At 60.7% G+C, this 18,275-nt stretch carries 16 protein-coding genes; 10 read left to right on the forward strand and 6 right to left on the reverse strand.

What is annotated here, in order from left to right; genetic code table 11:
- Positions 1-21: 21 nt before the first annotated feature.
- From JIN81_RS02585 to phoU, 5 genes are read left to right on the forward strand one after another with little or no spacing between them, the layout of a single operon-like run.
- On the forward strand, positions 22-2,202 hold the full coding sequence (locus JIN81_RS02585; RefSeq protein ID WP_234044419.1) for an ABC transporter permease subunit: 2,181 nt from the start codon (positions 22-24) through the stop codon (positions 2,200-2,202).
- 9 nt (positions 2,203-2,211) lie between these two features.
- Positions 2,212-3,834: a phosphate ABC transporter permease PstA gene (pstA, locus tag JIN81_RS02590; protein ID WP_200276015.1), complete on the forward strand. Its 1,623-nt coding sequence runs from the start codon at positions 2,212-2,214 to the stop codon at positions 3,832-3,834.
- A 2-nt stretch (positions 3,835-3,836) separates the two neighbouring features.
- Positions 3,837-4,598, forward strand: coding sequence for a phosphate ABC transporter ATP-binding protein PstB (pstB, locus tag JIN81_RS02595; protein WP_200276017.1), 762 nt, complete (start codon positions 3,837-3,839; stop codon positions 4,596-4,598).
- A complete protein-coding gene (gene pstB, locus JIN81_RS02600) occupies positions 4,598-5,386 on the forward strand; it encodes a phosphate ABC transporter ATP-binding protein PstB (RefSeq protein ID WP_200276019.1) in 789 nt (262 codons plus the stop codon). Before pstB (JIN81_RS02595) ends, pstB (JIN81_RS02600) begins: the two co-directional genes overlap by 1 nt.
- Before the next feature lie 8 nt (positions 5,387-5,394).
- A complete protein-coding gene (phoU, locus tag JIN81_RS02605) occupies positions 5,395-6,117 on the forward strand; it encodes a phosphate signaling complex protein PhoU (protein ID WP_200276021.1) in 723 nt (240 codons plus the stop codon).
- Between the two features lie 36 nt (positions 6,118-6,153).
- On the opposite strand, the gene JIN81_RS02610 is transcribed toward phoU, so the two are convergent.
- From JIN81_RS02610 to JIN81_RS02630, 5 genes are all read right to left on the reverse strand, one after another.
- A complete protein-coding gene (locus JIN81_RS02610; protein ID WP_200276023.1) occupies positions 6,154-8,346 on the reverse strand; it encodes a hypothetical protein in 2,193 nt (730 codons plus the stop codon).
- A gap of 152 nt (positions 8,347-8,498) precedes the next feature.
- Entirely contained in the window at positions 8,499-8,684 is a 186-nt protein-coding gene (locus JIN81_RS02615; protein WP_200276026.1) for a hypothetical protein, read from the reverse strand.
- Between the two features lie 57 nt (positions 8,685-8,741).
- Complete coding sequence (locus tag JIN81_RS02620; protein WP_325100830.1) at positions 8,742-9,536, reverse strand: MlaE family ABC transporter permease; 795 nt, start codon at positions 9,534-9,536, stop codon at positions 8,742-8,744.
- A gap of 66 nt (positions 9,537-9,602) precedes the next feature.
- On the reverse strand, positions 9,603-10,529 hold the full coding sequence (locus tag JIN81_RS02625; RefSeq protein WP_234044420.1) for a sugar phosphate isomerase/epimerase family protein: 927 nt from the start codon (positions 10,527-10,529) through the stop codon (positions 9,603-9,605).
- A gap of 74 nt (positions 10,530-10,603) precedes the next feature.
- Positions 10,604-11,152, reverse strand: a complete 549-nt coding sequence (locus JIN81_RS02630) for a rhodanese-like domain-containing protein (RefSeq protein ID WP_200276028.1) — start codon at positions 11,150-11,152, stop codon at positions 10,604-10,606.
- A 119-nt stretch (positions 11,153-11,271) separates the two neighbouring features.
- Between JIN81_RS02630 and pssA the strand changes: the two genes are divergently transcribed.
- The 3 genes from pssA to JIN81_RS02645 all read left to right on the forward strand — a co-directional run bounded on the left by pssA (position 11,272) and on the right by JIN81_RS02645 (position 15,196).
- Positions 11,272-12,150: a CDP-diacylglycerol--serine O-phosphatidyltransferase gene (pssA, locus tag JIN81_RS02635; RefSeq protein ID WP_200276030.1), complete on the forward strand. Its 879-nt coding sequence runs from the start codon at positions 11,272-11,274 to the stop codon at positions 12,148-12,150.
- 70 nt (positions 12,151-12,220) lie between these two features.
- Positions 12,221-12,808 carry an N-acetylmuramoyl-L-alanine amidase family protein gene (locus tag JIN81_RS02640; protein WP_200276032.1) on the forward strand — a complete coding sequence of 196 codons (588 nt, stop codon included), beginning with the start codon at positions 12,221-12,223 and terminating at the stop codon, positions 12,806-12,808.
- Positions 12,809-12,919: 111 nt separating this feature from the next.
- On the forward strand, positions 12,920-15,196 hold the full coding sequence (locus tag JIN81_RS02645; RefSeq protein ID WP_200276034.1) for a S1C family serine protease: 2,277 nt from the start codon (positions 12,920-12,922) through the stop codon (positions 15,194-15,196).
- Positions 15,197-15,433: 237 nt separating this feature from the next.
- Here JIN81_RS02645 and JIN81_RS02650 read toward each other — a convergent pair whose 3' ends face one another.
- The gene (locus JIN81_RS02650) at positions 15,434-16,372 is read right to left on the reverse strand and encodes a phosphatidylserine decarboxylase (RefSeq protein ID WP_234044421.1); all 939 of its coding nucleotides are present in this window, start codon (positions 16,370-16,372) and stop codon (positions 15,434-15,436) included.
- A 25-nt stretch (positions 16,373-16,397) separates the two neighbouring features.
- On the opposite strand from JIN81_RS02650, the gene JIN81_RS02655 reads away from it, so the two are divergent.
- Both JIN81_RS02655 and JIN81_RS02660 read left to right on the forward strand, forming a co-directional pair.
- The gene (locus JIN81_RS02655; RefSeq protein WP_200276036.1) at positions 16,398-17,006 is read left to right on the forward strand and encodes a hypothetical protein; all 609 of its coding nucleotides are present in this window, start codon (positions 16,398-16,400) and stop codon (positions 17,004-17,006) included.
- Between the two features lie 62 nt (positions 17,007-17,068).
- Complete coding sequence (locus JIN81_RS02660; protein WP_200276038.1) at positions 17,069-18,274, forward strand: cytochrome c biogenesis ResB family protein; 1,206 nt, start codon at positions 17,069-17,071, stop codon at positions 18,272-18,274.
- Position 18,275 lies beyond the last annotated feature (1 nt).

Consider the following 18,275-nt stretch of genomic DNA (forward strand, 5'->3'; position numbering starts at 1 on the left):
ACCTTGTGGCTGGATCAGGCGATGACCCACATCATCCGGATTGGTGGTCTGGCGGTGATTCTGGCGGTGTTCGGGATCTTCTTTTTCATCCTGAAGGAGATCATTCCGCTCTTTTCGAAGGCGGAAGTGGTGGCCGAGTCGGTTGCCAAGACAGGGACCTCGCCGAAGGTGATCGGCGTGGACGAGTGGGGTGAGCGGCCGTTTCTCTATTCGGGTGGGAGCGAAATCGTGGTGCTGGCCGGTGAGGAAGGTGCCCGGCAGGCGGTGGAAGTGCCGTCACTGGCTGGGGTCGAGGTGACCGCAGTGAGTTATGACCCCGTGCACCACCGGGTGGCGGTTGGCCTCGCCGATGGGCGGGTCGGGTCGTTCGTGGTGAAGTATGAGTCGGTTTTCCGGGAAGGTGAGCCGCGCAAGGTCGATGTCTCCGTGGAGGAGGAACCTTGGTATGAACTTGAGGCGGGCAGTGGTGCCGTGCGCTCCGTGTCCTATGGTGATGGGGGTAGCAAGCGCCTGATTTCCGTGGTTCGTGATGAAGGGGTCGCGGTCGTGCAGTTGGCGCAGAAACGCTCATTGATTGGGGCGGGGAAACTGACGCGTGTCGGCGAGACCGACCTCTCGGAGAGGATTCGGACCGAGGTGATTTCCACGGTAGCCTCGCAGAACGGGCAGGCGGTGTTGATGGCGACGGCCGATGGGCAGGTTCACTATTTTTTGATGGATGCAGGGGCCCTCGACGAGGTCCAGACATTCCAGCCGTTCGAGGGCAAGCCACCCAAGCGCATGGACTACCTGTTCGGCGGGGTGTCCGTGGCAATGACCGATGAGTCGGGTCAGCAGCGGGTCTTCAGCCTGTTCCGTCCCGAGGGGTCCAACACCCGGTTGTTCGGACAAACCAAGGAGTTCGGTCCGGTGGGCGAGGGCACTCCGGTGTTCGCGTCGAGTCTGCGGAACAAGAGTTTTTTGTGCGGTGCGGGTGGTGGCCTTGCGGTGCGTCACCTCACCTCCGGTGCAACCCGCTGGGAGGGAACCGCCGAGTTTGAGCCGGTGGCGGTGACGATCGATGGCAAGGCCGAGAATTTCTTCCTCGCTGGAGCCGAGGGCCAGGTCCAGCGGTTTTCCCTGCACGATCCCCATCCCGAGTCCGGCTGGCGCGCGTTCTTCGGCAAGGTGTGGTATGAAGGGGGGAGTGAACCGGTCCACCAGTGGCAATCAACCGGAGGGTCGGACGACTTTGAACCGAAGCTCTCGCTGGTTCCGCTGATCATCGGCTCGTTGAAGGGGACCTTTTACGCGCTGTTGTTCTCGATCCCCATCGCTCTGCTTGCCGCGGTGTTCTCGGCAGCCTTCCTCCCGCCCGCCATGAAGCGGGTGGTCAAGCCGGCGATGGAGATCATGGCGTCGTTGCCATCGGTGGTGCTCGGATTTCTTGCCGGGATCTGGTTGGCTCCACTGATCGAGGACAAGGTGCCATCGATTCTTCTCACATGTCTGGTGCTGCCCACCGTTGCATTGCTGTTCGGGGCGGGTTGGTCGCGTGTTCCGATTCAGGTCCGTCACCGTTTCGAGCACGGGCGGGAGTGGATCGTGCTGCTCCCGCTGGTTCTCATCGGGGGGTGGCTTGCATGGTCGCTGGGTCCGGTCATTGAGAAATGGTTCTTTGTTTACACAGATCCATCGACCGGAAAGGCCATCGCGGATTTCCGGCTCTGGTGGCCGCAGGCAACGGGTCTGTCATTCGATCAGCGCAATTCGTTGGTGGTCGGGTTCGCGATGGGCTTTGCGGTGATTCCAGTGATCTTCACCATTGCTGAAGATGCCTTGTCCAATGTTCCAAGGACCCTGACCGCGGCGGCGGCGGCACTCGGCGCGAGTCGTTGGCAAGTGGTGCGGACCATCTTCATTCCGGTGGCCTCTCCGGGCATCTTCTCGGCCCTCATGATCGGGTTTGGCCGGGCGGTCGGCGAAACGATGATTGTCGTCATGGCGACGGGAAACACGCCGGTGAAGGAATGGAACATCTTTTCCGGGATGCGGACGCTGTCCGCCAATATCGCGGTGGAGCTGCCCGAGGCGGCTCCCGGGTCGACCCACTACCGCACCTTGTTCCTCGGGGCGTTGGTCCTTTTCCTCCTCACCTTCGTGCTGAATGGAGTGGCCGAAGTGCTGCGTCAGCGACTCCGTGAGAAGAACAAACTCGTCTGATTCGAATCGATGTCTGCATCTTCCTCGAAATTTTCCACCACGGGCCGATCCAGGACCGGGGAACCCCTGGTATGGCTGACTGCAGTGGGCCTGACCATTGGGGTGCTGCTGTCCGTTGGCTTGATTGGCCTGGTGATGTACAAGGGTTTTGAGTCCTTCTGGCCTGCCCGGTTGGTTGTCGTGGAGGTCCGCCAAGAGGGTGGCGAAAACAGCAAGGTCGCCGGCTACCTGGTGCAGGAACGTTCGAAGCGAACCCTCGAAGGTCTGGTTGAGGAAGAGATCCAGTTGTTCCGAGGCAATCGGGAGCTGTTCGGCGAGAAGTTCGTCTTCCTCGACCGCGAAGCCATCGTTTCACAGACCGAGGAGGAGGACTTGATTCTCGTGGAGCGTCTGGAGGGGGGAAATGTGATCGGCCGGGCGAAGGCCCTTGAGCTCGGTGGTTCGGAGACTCTCGAGGCGAGTGCGGAAGGGTTTGATGAGAAACTGGACGAACTAACGGAGAGGGGTGAGGAGCTTCGCGACGAACTGCGCGAGATCGAGAAGATCAAGATCGGTGAGAACAGCAAGCGGGTGAAGGAGCTCCGCTGGCTGGAGAAAAAGGGATCATCGCCCGAGCGGGCGGAGGAGCTGGCCGGATTGCTGGCGGAGTATGAGAAGCTCGACGGCCAGCGCAAGGAGCTGCGTGAACAACTCGAGGAGTCGACTTTCGTGGTCGAGGCCATGGATGGCAGGGAACTGAAGATCCCCACCGGTGAGCTGCTTCATGTGTTCGCTGCGAACCAGGTCGGCTTCTTCGGGCGTCTGAAGGAGACGATCCGCAGGGCGTGGACCTTTGTCAGCACCGACCCACGTGAAGCGAATACCGAAGGTGGCGTCTACCCTGCGATCTTCGGGACGGTGGTCATGACCCTGGTGATGAGCCTGTTCGTGACGCCGTTCGGGGTGATGGCTGCGATCTATCTGCGCGAGTATGCGAAGCAGGGTCCGCTGGTGAAGGCGGTCAGGATTTCGGTGAACAACCTGGCGGGCGTGCCATCGATCGTCTTCGGTGTGTTCGGTCTCGCCTTCTTCATCTACTTTCTCGGGGGCGTCGTGGATGACTGGTTCTTTTCCAACTCGGAAGAACCGGTGTACAAGAGCGGCGGCATTCTCTGGGCTTCCCTCACGCTGGCTTTGCTGACGGTGCCGGTGGTGATCGTGGCGACCGAAGAGGCTCTTGCTTCCGTTCCTCGTGGGGTTCGTGAGGCGGCGCTCGCCTGCGGAGCCTCGAAGTGGCAGGCCATCCAGCGGGTGGTCCTCCCGGCCTCGCTGCCCGGAATCCTCACCGGGGTGATCCTCGCCATGGCGCGGGGTGCGGGTGAAGTGGCTCCCCTGATGCTGGTCGGTGTCGTGAAGAGCGCGCCGGACCTGCCGATCGACGCGGTGGCTCCGTTCGTGCACCCGGAACGTCAGTTCATGCATCTGGGTTTCCATATCTACGATCTGGGTTTTCAGTCACCGGACTCCGAGGCGGCCAAGCCGATGGTGTTTGCGACGACCCTTCTGCTGATTTCCATCGTCGTGGTCATGAACCTCACCGCGATCATCATCCGCAACCGGCTGCGCAAGAAGTACGCCGTAAGTAGTTTCTAATCATGCCACGCAAGGATTTCATCGCGATCGACAACTTCAGCTTCTCCTATGGGGCGGCGAAGGTGCTCCATGGCATCAACATGGACATTCCTGAGAAGCAGGTGACTGCGTTGATCGGGCCTTCGGGCTGTGGAAAGTCGACCCTGCTGCGGAACATGAACCGGATGAATGACCTCATCGAAGGGGTGCAGCATGAAGGGGATATCCGTCTCGACGGCAAGAGCCTCTATGATCCGAATGTCGAGGTGATCTCGCTGCGCAAGCGGGTCGGCATGGTTTTCCAGAAGTACAACCCGTTCGCGAAGACGATCTATGAGAATGTGGTGTTCAGTCTCCGGGTGGCAGGGCGCAACAAGCGTTCGGAGCTCGACGATGTGGTCGAGCGCACGCTGCGATCCGCGGCCCTGTGGGATGAGGTGAAGGACCGTCTGCACACCAGCGCGTTCGGTTTGTCAGGTGGCCAGCAACAGCGCCTGTGCATCGCGCGGGCCATCGCCAACCAACCGGAGATCCTGCTGATGGATGAGCCATGCGCAGCCCTGGATCCCACGGCCACCTTGCGGATCGAGGACCTGATCCGCGACCTCAAGGAGCAGTTCACGATCGTGATCGTCACCCACAACATGGAGCAGGCAAGCCGCTGTTCCGATCTCACCGCCTTCCTCTACATGGGGGAGCTGGTGGAATACGACAGGACCCTCAAGGTGTTTGAGACTCCGAAGGAGGAAAGAACCGAGGCCTACATTTCAGGACGCTTCAGCTGATGAAACCCAAGGCCCCAGAATCGAAAACGCACGAATCCTTGATCGAGATCAAGGATGTCGATTTCTGCTATGGCAATGCCAAGGCACTCGACGGCATTGATCTCACGGTTCGAAGAAACGAGATTGTGGCCTTCATCGGTCCGTCGGGGTGTGGCAAGTCGACCTTGTTGCGCTGTGTCAATCGGATGAACGACCTCGTTCCGGGAGCACGGGTCACCCGTGGAACCATCGAGATCGAGGGTGTCGAGATCCACAGTCCGGAGGTGGATCCCGTCGAGCTCCGCCGTCGGGTCGGCATGGTTTTCCAGAAGAGTAATCCCTTCCCGCAGACCATCTACGAGAATGTTTGCTACGGGCCCAAGCTCTCGGGGATCAAGGACAAGTCGGAACTCGACGGCATTGTCGAGACCGCGCTGCAAGGGGCGGCCTTGTGGGATGAGGTGAAGGACCGGCTTCATACCAGTGCCAACGGTTTGTCCGGAGGGCAGCAGCAGCGCTTGTGCATCGCCCGGTCAATTGCCGTGCGTCCGGAGATCCTGTTGATGGATGAGCCGTGCTCGGCGCTCGATCCGCTCGCCACCGCCAAGGTGGAGGAGCTGATATTGAATCTGAAGGAGGAGTTCACCATCGTCATGGTGACCCACAACATGCAGCAGGCGACCCGGGTTTCGGATCGGACTGCGTTTTTCTACATGGGCCGCCTCATCGAGTTCGATGAAACGGCGACCCTGTTCACCACACCGTCCTGCAAGGAAACGGAAGACTACATCAGCGGCCGATTCGGCTGATCGAAATTATGACCACTCCGCACATTATCCGTGAATTCGATGAAGCGATGGACCGCCTCCGGGATCAGGTTCTGGGCATGGCCGGCCAGACGCAGCTGAACCTCGAGCGGGCCATGGATGCCCTGCTGACCCGAAATATTGACCTGAGCAAGGTCGTGATTGCGGACGACAACGATGTGGACGAACTGGAGCGGGAGATCGATTCCCTGGGCATGGACGTGCTGCTTCGGTTCCATCCGGTGGCAAGCGATCTCCGTGTGGTCATCACCTCGATGAAGGTATCGAGCAATCTGGAGCGGATCTCCGACCATGCGGTGAACATCGCCAAGCGGGCGAAGAAGATGAGCAAACGCGCCGAACTTCCCGAGACCCAGTGGCTTGAGCCGGTCTACACGCTTGCCCTGCAGGGGCTGCGCCGGTCGATGCAGGCCTACACGGATCGGAATTCCGAGCTGGGTTTGTCACTTGATACCCAGGACAAGGAGCTGGATCGGATCCACAAGAAGGTCATCGCGAATCTGAGCGCCCTGCTTGAGGAGGGCGGTGAACGATCGGAGGATTTCCTCCATCTGATCTTTGTCGCCCGCTCACTCGAACGGATCGGGGATCTCGCGGTGAACATCGGAGAGGACGCCGTGTTCCTGGACCTCGCGCGCGACGTGCGCCATGAAAAGAACCGCGAGGATATTCTCTCGCCGGACACGCAAGAGCCGGGCGAGGACGCCTCCTGAGCGCCACGACGCGGGACAGGCCCGAGTTGGTTGCCCTCAAGGCTCGAGCCCGGTCTCGACGACCCGGTAGCTCACGCCGACGGGTGGGTTGGTCGAATCAAATGGGTCGAGGATGTTGCGGCTGGTCGGGCCGGTATCACTGACGGTGTCGATGGCGGCACCCACGTTGGCAAAGGTGACTCCATCGGTGGTCTTCTGGACCTGATAGGCTGAGCCGGGTTGCGAGGTGAAGCTGATCAGTGCACCATCGGCAAGCGTGAGGATGGTCTGGTCTGCAAGTGGTTCGCCGGAGGAAGGTGTGACGACACGGAACGAAGGCCGTGGGAGCGGCATGGCAGTGAAGTAGCTGTGCGGGGTGGCGGCTCCTTCGGTGGAGAAGGGCTCGCCCAAATTCTCCCAAGGGTCATTGGTGAATCGTGGTCTCGTCTGGAGTTGATACGGGGTATCCAGCTGCATGTTCACCTTGAACACCGGGCCGACATGAAGGTCGAAGGGAACGGTGAGGGTGTCGGATTGGGTGGTATCGATCCGATAGAAGCGCTTCGGGTGGTCGAGCGACACGGAGGTATCGATGAAGGTGCGTTCCACCGGGCCCAGATCCGAACTGGTATTCAGCGGGGATCCGAACGGAGTCCACGTGACGAGGTCGTCGGAGTACGCGGGTTGATAGATGTATCCACGCTCGCTGGTGAACTGGAGAAGCGTGCCCTGGATCATGGTGATCGGGGTGTCCGCTTCGGAAGGAACACTGGAGGGACCGAGCAGGTAGAACGAACTGCTGGGCTCCAGTGTGATCGGGAGCGCATGCTCGAAGGCTTCTCCGGCATTGGTAGTGCTGAAGAGCTCACCTTCGGTCGTCCAGGTGGCAAGATTGGTCGATTCAAGAAGCTGGTAGGAGCGGCCACGTTCCGCGGAGAATCTGGCGGCGTGTCCACGGACGACCTTCAGGCTTTCCTGGAGACCCGCAGGGGGGGGGATCAGGATGTTCAGAAGGCTCAGGGCATCGGTGATCCGCCACGCTTCCGGATCGCCGGATGGGTTGATGCCGTTGCCGACAATCACCTGGCCATCCGAGGAAATGCCGGTGGCCGACGTGAGTCTCCAGCCCCCGAGATTGACGCCCTGTTCGGCAAGGAGGGTGTTGAGGTTGCCGATGCCGAATTCCGAGCTCCAGATGAGCGCTGCTTCACCAAGTGCGTCCGTGCCCTGGCCGACGGCGATGGTGCCATCGGCGGTGACGTCGGTGAGCAGGCTGGCGGTGTCGCCTCCATCAAAATCGCCGATGGACGAGATCACTCCGTTGGTCCAAACGACGCCTTCGTTGCCAGCCCCATGCTGACCTCCGCCCACGATGACGGTTCCGTCGTTCGAGATCGCATTGGCCTCCGAGAAAAGACCGCCACCTGAGAGGTCGCCCAAGGCAACCATGCCGCCGGCGCTGGTCCAAGAGAAGGCTTGAGTGCCTTGCTCGAGAACGGTGGTCTGGTCATAGGGGGGATAGTAGATGGTCTCGTAGCCGATCAGATTTCCCTCATCGTCGTAGCGGGGGAGTTGCTCGGTCCGCCCGGGGATGGTGACGGTTTCAGACACGGTGTAGCTGCTGGAGCCGACGACTGTCTGGCCGTTGCTCGAGATCGCATTTGCTTCCGAACTGTAGGCGAAGTCGCCGCTCTGAGTGGCATTTGGGATCAGGAACCCGAGGTTGCTCATGCCTGTGCCGGACACCCAGACGAAAGCCCGCAGGCCGCTGGCGCTGGAGGAGATCCCAACGACCCGGCTCCCGTCCGCGGAAATTCCCGCACCCTGGGAGTAGCGATAGCCGGAGGTATTGAGGGTTCCGAGCTGGGTAGGGGCTGCCGTGCCGTCCCAACGGGTGGCACGCACCACTCCGGTGCCGAAGGTTCCGAACCCGCAAGTCATCGCGCCATTCGACGAAACCCCCATGGCTCCGGCGGACACATTGCCACCCTCGATGTCGCTGAGAACGACCAATCCACCCACTTCGGTCCATTTGAAGGCTTCGGTTCCGGCCGTTGATGAACTGATTCCAGAGACGGTGATTCCATCCTCGGAAACGCCCGTGGCAGATGAGCTGTTGGCTCCGCCAGAGAGGTCTCCAAGCCCTTGAAAGATGGCTTGGGAGTTGGCTGCCCAGGTGGGAATCGCGAGGAGTGAGGCTGCTGTTAGGTGCAACAGGCTGAATCTCATGGCTTTCTGGCGGATGGGCATGGCGGAAGTTCAGGCGGACGATTGCAGCGCAAAGCGCATCTGTCACGCGGGAATCACCGGCTTTCGTGGGCCTGCGCAGCCCATCCGGCCTGGCAACGGCGGCTCCGATCGGGGGGAAGGTCGGGGCCGTCGTTGCAGACCCTGCGGGCAAACTATGGCTTGTTGCGCCGCAGGAGGATGAGGCAGAGCCCAAGCAGCCCCAGTAGCGGGACGGCAGGTTCGGGAACGGCCTCGGGACTTCCTTCTCCAGACAGCTCCGCACACCACCCGGGGGAGGTGGTCAGGCTGGCAAGAATGCCGAGCCGGATCAGGGTGGTCGTGTGTGGGGGGAGAGACATGATCGGGAGGGAAGCCGTTGAGTATCAACAAAATCCGCGAACGATGTCAAGTAGGATTCATCTTCCGACTCCGGTCGGGAAGATGAGATTCAGAAGCAGGGTGAGGAAGAAATTGAAGACCAGGAGGGCAAGGGCGGAGTAGACCATGGCTCGGGTGGTGCCTCGGCCCACCCCAACGGCTCCATTGGTCACCTTCAGGCCCTGGTGGCAGGAGACCAGCACGATGAGAAAGCCGAACACCGAGCCCTTGACGAGGGCGATGGCCACGTCGCTCAGGTCGGTGTGGTTGTTCACCTGATTCATCCAGTAGGCCGGGTTGACCCCGAATGGACCGGTTCCGATAATCAGGGACGAGAGGATTCCAAATGCGGCGGACTCGGCAATGAGCAGTGGCATGGCCACGAACATCGCGACCATGCGGGGCGTGACGAGGTAGTCGATGGGGTGGACGCCCATCGAGCGGAGGGCGTCGATCTGCTCAGTGACCTTCATGGTTCCGATCTCCGCGGCCATGGCAGCTCCGACACGGCCGGCGAGCATGAGGGCCGTGATGGAGGGGCCAAGTTCCCGCAGCATGGCCACGCTGACCAGCGCGCCCGCACCGGATTCCATGCCGAGCGTGCTGAACTGAAACAGTGACTGTGCGGCAAGGACGGCGCCGGTGAATGCACCGGTCACGATGACAACGGGCTGAGAGCGGTAACCGATCTCCGCGATCTGCCGCAGCATCATGCGGTGGCGTCGCTGTCCATGGAGCAGCGACTCCCAGATCGAGGCGACCAGTTGGCCGATCTCGCCCAGGTAGGCAAAGAAGCTGATGGCCGAATGGCCGACCCATGTGAAAACACCCACGCGCTGACGTTAGAAGCGAAGGGGCGGTTTGGCGAGTCCGCGGCGCAATGCTTGTGCAGGGTCCGCTCAGGCGAATGCCTTGCGCAGCATGTCGAGGCTCTTCGGGATGGCCGTGAGTGGGTTCTCCTTGCCCTCGAACTCGAGCGAAACGTAGCCCTTGAAGCCTGCGTCCCGGAGGATCTTTGCGATGCGTGGGTAATCGAGATCCAAGGTATACCAAACACCTCCGCCGAAGTAGGTCTTGGCCTGGAGCAGGACGGCATCGGGGGCGAGTTGAGCGAGGCGGTCGTAGGGGTCCTCGAGGAAATTCCCGGTATCGAGTGTGGCTTGCAGCCATGGTGAATCGACGGCCTTGATGACGCGCTGGACGCCTTCCGGGGTCACGCCGAGTCCCCAGTGATTTTCCAGGCCCATCACCACGCCGCATTTTTCCGCCACCGGCAGGATGGTTTCGTAGGCATCGATGACCCATCCGAAGGCGTCCTCTTCGGTGTAGCCTTCCAGCGGTGGTTCGATGCCGCGGCGTTCCATGAGTTCATCGAAGCTTTTGGAAGTACCCCATGTGCCGGAGTTCACCCGCATGGTGGGGATGCCGAGCGCATAGGCCTGTTCGATGCATTCGATGGTGTGATCGATGTTCTTCTGGCGGCCTTCCTTCTTCGGAGAGAGGAAGCCCTGATGGGTGGAGTAGCCCATCAGGTCCAGTCCATTGAGGAAGGCATGGCGTTTGATCTTCTGCAGCGAAGCGTTGTCGGTCTGCGTGAGCTGCCGCTGCAGGATCTCGAATCCGTCGAAGCCCATGCGTGCGGCATGGTCGAGGCAGAGGGGGATGTCGCGGAGTTCGTCGCGACGAAAGCCCCAGAAGGAATACGATGAGACACCGATCCGGTTGGGGGGACTTGCCGGAGGGATCTCAGGGGGCGTTTGCTCAGCGGTGACCCATTGAGGGGTAGTCGCGAGGAGGCCGGTGGAGAGGAAATGGCGTCTTTTCATGCCCGAAGGTGAGCATGGAAGACGTTTGGTGGCAATGAGCGTCGTTCGTCGTGCTCGAAATTTCGGGACGATGCCTAGTCGATCTCGAGGCGGTAGCGTCGGAGGGAGGGGTCGACTTCTTGGGACCAGGCGTCGATTCCGCCCTCGAGCACCCGGGTATTCTTCAGGCCGTGACCTTGAAACCATGAGCCGTGATCCAGCCCGTGCTTCCCTTGATGGTCGTAGAGGACGATCGCGCGTTCCGGGTCGCCGGCGAAAAGCTCCTGCTGGAGTTCCTGGGTCATGAAGACCGAGCCTGCGATGGAAACGGCGTCGTGTTCCTCACGAGTCCGGGTGTCCACAAGGAGAGGGGGCGAGTCGGAGTCGAGCTGCGAGCGGAGCAGGGATGGAGGAATCAGCATCTCTTGATCGTGCCGATGGGAATCGCGCAGATGCTTTAACATTTCCTCGGGATCATGGTCTCCGGCACGCTTGGCGAGTTGCTCGAGGGTTTCCTCGGGCGCGAAGCCACAGCTCTGGCATCCGCCGAGATGGTAGCGCGAGAAGAGCGCCCGGCGTGCCCCGGGAAAGGCTTCCATGATGTCCTTCATCGGGGAGTGCACGCTCAAGGAGTCGGTCGACATGCGCACACGCTAGCCGGAGTGCCCCCGCGATCAAGGGTGGTCTCGGTGGGGGTGGACGGCCGGGAGGGGTGAATTTTTTCCCTATCGCTGGCGGGGCGGATCGACCACATTGCGCGCGGATGTTTCGCACTCAAGATCCAGACGACCCGAAGATTTACCTGCTGCCGAACCTGATGACCACCGGGAATCTGGTTTGTGGCTTCGTGGCGGTGCTGTCGATTTTCCAAGGTATCCTGATCGCGACCAGCAAAGAGTCCGGCTACGACTTCGCGCTGGCGAAGCCGTATTATGAGCGGGCGATCCTCCTGATTTTCGGTTCCTGCATCTTCGACTTGCTGGATGGCCGTCTTGCGCGGCTTGGTGGGAAGGAGTCGCCCTTCGGCAGGGAGTTTGACTCGTTGGCGGACGTGATTTCCTTCGGGATGGCGCCCTCCTTGTTGATGGCGAAGGCGGTGCTCTTTCCGCTCGATGAGATTTTCGATGGATTGGGCTGGTACCTGGCGTGCATCTACGTCGTCTGCGGAGCGATCCGGCTTGCTCGCTTCAATTGCATCGCCGCGATTCCCAAGAAGGACGGGGAAAAGGATACGGATTTTCGTGGTATTCCGATCCCGATGGCGGCTGGCTTCATTTCATCGCTGACTTTCCTGGCCATCTATTTGAACGACAAGGGGAACGGGAATGATCCGGAGCTCGGCATGTGGAAGTACGTGCTGGCAGGGGCGATGCTCGGTCTCTCGATTCTGATGATCAGCAATGTCCGCTACCCGAGTTTTAAAAATGTCGGATGGCGCACGAAGGGGACTCCTTTGGTGATGCTGATTGCTGCGCTGCTGCTGGTGGTGACGGTGCAGTATCGCTACGTGATGCCGGTCATTCTCTTCAGTGCCTACCTGCTGTATGGGTTGCTGGTGCGGCCGTTTCTCTCCCGGAAGGTGAGGCAGGAAATTGAAAATCCCGAGGAAGCTTTGGATGGATCGGGCGAAGAGATGAAATAATTTCAAAAAGACTTTGATAAAGAGGGCTTAAATATTTAGGATCCTTAACGTGATTGCTAGAACCCCACTGATGAAGTGTGTCCTGTGGTTGGCCTTGGGTTGGCTGGGACTGGCGGGGATGGCGGAGGCGGCGAGATTTTCGACGGTGGTGATCGATCCCGGTCACGGAGGGAAGGACAAGGGGGCCTACTGGGGTGGAGTGAGGGAATCGACCCTCAACCTGAAGGTGGCGACCAAGCTGGAGGCCTTGCTGAAGAAGCGGGGGATCCGCACCGTGATGACGCGGAGGAGCAATGTGTTTGTGTCGCTCCAGAGTCGGGTGGCGATGGCCAACCGGTATCGCTCGGCGGTTTTCGTCAGCATTCATTTCAACGCCTCGACGAATACCACGATCAAGGGAGCGGAGACGTATTACTGGGGAACGACCGGAAGAATGATCGCCGGGGCGATCCAGCGTCGGCTGCCTGCCCGTGTGGTGACCCGGAACCGGGGGGCGCGTCGTCATGGCTTCACCGTGCTGACCCAGACGCGCTGTCCGGCGGTGCTGGTCGAGTGTGGTTTCATCAGCAATTCGCGGGAGCGGGCGCGATGCTCGACGGACTGGTATCAGGAGACGGCCGCGAGGGCGATTTATGATGGTTTGATGGCGTGCCGCTGAGGCTGTCACGTTTTTCAAACATGCCCAGCGACGGATGTCGCTTTCGGGGGAGCACGGTTCGAGGTTGCTGATGGGCAGCAGGCTTCGCTCGGTGGTTCGTCGAAGCACATCATGAAGCATACATTTTGGAAGTGGTCGCTGGCCTTGAGCCTGTCTTTGGGGTTGGTCGGCCTGTCAGCTGCGGAGTTGGAAGACGGTCCCTTGGTCGGAGGGTTGAAGGACTTGAAGCAACTCAACCAGAAGTTGGTCGGGATGAGTGAGCGGTGTTCCGAAGCAACGGTTGCGCTGTTTTCTCTCGGAGGCGGTGGATCGGGCAGTGGTGTGGTGGTCAGCAAGGAGGGTTTGATTCTGACAGCGGCCCATGTGGTCGAGTCCCTGAATGGGGAAGTAGTGGTCATGTTTCCGGACGGCACCCGGAAGAAGGGAGAGATCCTTGGAGGTGAGTTTGACCGGGATGCGGCGATGGTCCGCATCACCGAAGAGGGTGAGTATCCTTTCGTCGAACTGGCGGAGGATGGGACCTTGCAACGCAACCAGTGGTGCGTGGCTCTCGGTCATCCGGGAGGGTTCGATCCGGGAAGGACGCCTCCCGTCCGTTTGGGCAGGGTGCTTGCCGTCGGCAATTTCATTGAAAGCGACTGTGCGGTTGTCGGGGGGGACTCCGGAGGTCCCTTGTTTGATGTCGAGGGGCGCCTGATCGGCATCCATTCGAACATCGGCGCCACCCTGAGCCAGAACCGGCACGTGCCGCTTTCGGTCTATCGCGAGCACTGGGACATGATGCTCGAGGGAAAACGGCAGGGCAGTCGCTTCGCTTCGAAGCCCCAGGGAGATCCGGACCGCCCTGTCATGGGGGTGCAACTTGGTGAGCCGGGCCCGAAGGGTGGGGTGCGCGTGATGGGGGTGATGGAAGGTTCGCCGGCGGAGAAAGCCGGCCTCAAGGAGGGGGATGTGATCATGGCATTCGCTGGAAAGAAGGTGCGGGATCGGGACGGGCTAATGGCCGTTGCGGGCAAGCTCGACGCCGGGAAGAAGGTGCGTCTGATGTATGAACGCGAAGGGAAGCGACGCCGCGCCGAGCTGAAGCTCGTGCGCATGGCTGAGTTGATGGGGGGCGGCGCGTCGAAGGATGAACCAGCGGAGAAGAAGGATGAACCGGCGGGTAAAAAGAAGGAGGCAACCAAGCGGGAAGCACCGAAGTTGGATTTGGAGCAATTGCTTCGCCAGGCGATGAAGGACGGTGGGGATCTGAAGTTGACCCGGGAACAACTCGAGGCGTTAGGAGGTCCCGAGGAGATGGCCAAGTCGATCCGCGAGATGATGGAGAAGATGGGGCCCGAGGAGTTGAAGAAATTGGCTGAACAGGCGCCATCGATCGAACTGCAGGATCCGTTTTTCACTTCGGTCATGAGTGCGCTCGAGCCGGTGGTTTCGAAAGCGGACCGATCCACGGTGACGGTGCTTGTGGATGGAAAGCCGGTGGCGCTCGGGACCGTGGTTTCCGAGGACGGATGGATCCTCACCAAGAGTGAGGAAACGCTCGAGGGTGAGCTGGATGTGCGGCTGGGCGATGAATCCTATGAGGCCTCGGTGGTGCAGCGTTTTCCGCGCCGGGATCTGGTGTTGCTGTCGATCGATGCCGCAAGCCTCAAGCCGGTCCGCTGGGTGAAGGACGAGGACAAGCTGCGTCTCGGCACTTTGCTGACCTCGCCTTCTGCCGACGGTGAAGCCATGGGAGTCGGAGTCATCAGTGTGAAGAAGCGGGCGCTGGCGGACATTGGTTTCCTCGGTATCCGATCCGAGAAGGTGGATGACGGGATCCGGGTCGCCGAGGTGGTCCCGAAAAGTTCGGCAGCCAAGAGTGGAATCAAAGCGGGCGATGTGATCGTGAAACTCGAGGGGGAGGCCGTGGGTGACCCGCTTGAGTTCAGCAACCATGTCCGAGGTCTCCGTGCCGGGGATGTGATGGAGCTGGAAATCGAACGCGATGGGGATCGGGAATCGGTTTCGGTGGAATTGGGATCGCGTCCGGAGGGGCCGACATCCGATCGCTTCCGCCGCATGAACGAGATGGCCGGGCCGCTCTCGAGTCGATCGTCCGGCTACCCGCTGGTCATTCAGCATGACATGCCGCTGCTCCCCGAACAGTGCGGCGGACCGGTCCTGAATCTGCGGGGCGAATGCATCGGGATCAATGTGTCGCGCGCCGGACGGGTCAAGACGTTGGCGATTCCAAGCAGCGACATTCTGGAGCTGTTGGAGCAGGCCGAGTCGGCGGCGCCGGAGGTCGATGAAGATGACCTGAAGGCGGTGCGGGAACTGATCAAGGAGGTGCAAGAAAACCTCTCGGAACTGCAGGAGCGGCTTGAAGAGTTGGAGTCGCGCTAAGGAAACGCTGAATCATGCTGCCCGGCGTGGAGGACGGGATGAAGTGGGCTCGCGTGGCTCGCCGGTGAGAAGTGCTCGAGCCCTTTTCCCATGAGGCGGTGTTACGCCTCGCTCCTTCGGCAATCCTACGGTGGAGAGGCGTTCCTTGACCTTGATCACCTCTGTCGTTGCGCCTTGTCTGAGAAGAAAATGCCTTGGAGCCGCACCATGCGGAATGGGTCAGTGCATCCTCAGTCCTCAGACGCTGATTGGACTGGCATGGCCCATTTCCGAACCGACGCGGGCGTAGAGCTCGCGTTGGTGGCTGCTGTGCTCGAGCAGGTCAGTGGAAAGTTTGACCGCGCCCGGTTCGAAGAAGGTCATCGTGGAGGATCCTCCGAACGCGAAGTAGCCCTTTTCCGCGCCCTTCTCGACCGGCTTGCCGGCCTCATAGGTCTGGTGGATGGAGCCGACACAGGTGGCTCCGATCTCGAGAATGAGGACGAGTCCCAGGTTCGGGGTTTCAAGCCGGGTCAGGACGCGTTTGTTTTCCCAAAGGTAGGCCAATCGGCGTCGCAGGGCGATGGGAGACACGGAGAAGAGCGGCCCATTGATCAGCTGGGATTCGCCGGGGGTACCGGCGCATGGGAAGTGGAAGCGATGGTAGTCGACCGGGCAGAGCCGGGACAGGACCAGAGATCCATCGGCGAAGCGTGAGGCAAGGGCGTCGTCGCCAAGCAGCTTGGCGAGGTCGAAGCGTTGTCCCTTCACGAACACGCCGCGGATGTCCGAGGCGCGGGCAAATCCGAGGTGGCGGCCATCGGCCGGGAAAACGACGTCGGCGCGGGGGGCGATCGGGCGGGCCTGCGGCTTGAGCTTGCGGTAGAAGAACGCGTTGAAGTGCGGAAAGGACTCGGGCGAGTCGGCGAAGTCGTCGGGGTCGAGGCCGTATTCCTCGATGAATGGCTGGATCTTGGAGCGGGTGGAAGGGCGATTCATGCGCTCGCCATACCACCGTGAAAAGGCGGCGCGCTTGACCATGGCATGAAGCGGCAAGGCTCCGAGGGGGTTCGCGTAAGAGAATCGGAGAAATCCTTCACCGTAAACCTGTTCGGTTTCCGTTCGGTTCTGATGGCGGTTGAAGTATTCGATGGGTTCCACGGTGATGACGGGGGGCGGGAAGGGCTTGCGCGCCATGCCTTGCGAGGCTATCGGGCGCGGGATGAGAAAGGTTGCAATGATCTTGGGCGCGGTGGCCGTGCTTGGCGCGTGCAAACGTGAAGAAGTCACGGCTTCGGGCAAGCGTGAGTTGACCATGCGCGACGAAAATCTGGTGCTCGACGCCGACAACGACGCGCGTTTCGGCCAAGGGCGGATGCCGGCTCCGGAACCCACCGAGGCTCCTGAATCTCCCTTCGTCGCGGAAGTCGTGCCTGACGGGTGGACGACGGCGCCAGGGAGCGCATTCCGGCTCCTGAATTACAAGTTCGGCACCGCGGGCGAGGCCTACCTTTCCATCAGTCGTGGCGGCGTGCTGGAGAACGTGAACCGGTGGCTGGGACAATTTGATGCGGAAGCCGTCGACCAGGCTGGGCTGGAAGCCATGGAATCCGTGGATCTGGCCGGCCATCAGGGGGTTTGGGTGAAGGCGGATGGCAATTTCGGTGGCGCCATGGGCAAGCAGGCTCAGGAGGCGTGGTCCCTTCGCGGTGTGGTGACCGAAGGTCCGAAGGGGCTGGTCACGGTGAAGTTGCTCGGCCCCACCGAGGAGGTGAAGGCCGAGGAAGAGCGACTGAGAGCCTTTGTCGGTGGTCTAAGGCTTCAAAAGTGAATGACTTCGGATCCTCCTGACGTAGCCCCTCGACCCATTCTGATCACGCCGATCTCTGTATCATGCAACGCCTTTGGAAATTCTTCTCCGGCTTCGGTTTAGCCACCACACTTCTGGTCATTCTGGGGATCCAGACCTGGCTGGCGACCTTGGAAATGGTGGATGCCGGACTGCTTGCCACCCTGCAGAAATATTTCCACTGGTCCTCCTGGTATGTCCTGGCCAAGGCGCCGGTCTTCGGTTCGGACCTGAAGTTGATCATCCCGATGCCGGGTGGCTACTGGGTCTGCGCCTTGCTCATGGTGAACATGATTCTCGGTGGTCTGATCCGCGCCCGCAAGGGATGGAAGACGATCGGTGTGCTGATGTCCCACTTTGCGATCATCTTCATGATTGCGGCAGGCGGTGTCGCGCAGGTTTTCGAGAAGCGGGGGGTGATGATTCTCTTCGAGGGCGATCAGTCGGACTACGCGGTGTCCCTGACGGATCCGACGATTGAAGTCCTCGAACTGGATGGAGGTCAGGCGACCGGCATGGTGACCGTGGTGGGCGAACCCGAACTACGCGGGTTGGAGCCGTCGGACGTCCGGCGGGTGATCCTTCCCGACCAGCCCTTTGATCTCGAACTGACCGGGTGGCTGCCCAACGTGGCGGTTCGCCCAGCGTCCGGCTCCCAGAGTTCGAATCCGGTGGTCGATGGATGGCGTTTGCTTGATCTGCCGGTCGAGAAGGAGGGGGAGCTCAATTCTCCCGGATGCTATGCGCGCGCCATATTTGCCGATGGAAGCAAGGGAGATGCCTTCATCATGGCGGTGCCTCCTTCCGGATTCATCAAGGGAACCTTCCCGCCCCAGGTGGTGGAGGCCGAGGGACGTCGCTTCGCCGTGCGACTCGCCAAGGAAACCATTCCGGTGCCATTTCCCATCCAGCTCGACGATGCGATCGCCGAGTATTTTCCGAACTCCATGAAGCCGAAGAGCTTCATGAGCAAGATCCAGCGGATCGAGGACGGCGAGCAGATCAAGGTGGACATCTCGATGAACGAACCCATGCGCCGCGGAGGTTTCACCTTCTTCCAACGGACGATGAGTGGGGGACCGCAAGCTGCGGGTGCACCGGAGTATTCGGGGCTCGAGGTGGTTTCCAACCCGGCGGACAAGTGGCCGGAATACAGCCTCTACATGGTGGCGGTCGGCTTGTTCATCCACTTCGTCACGAAACTCTGGATCTTCCTCCTGGGGAGCTCGCGCAAACCTTCAAAAGCCTGAT

Source organism: Haloferula rosea (assembly GCF_016595525.1).
Classification (GTDB): domain Bacteria; phylum Verrucomicrobiota; class Verrucomicrobiia; order Verrucomicrobiales; family Akkermansiaceae; genus Haloferula; species Haloferula rosea.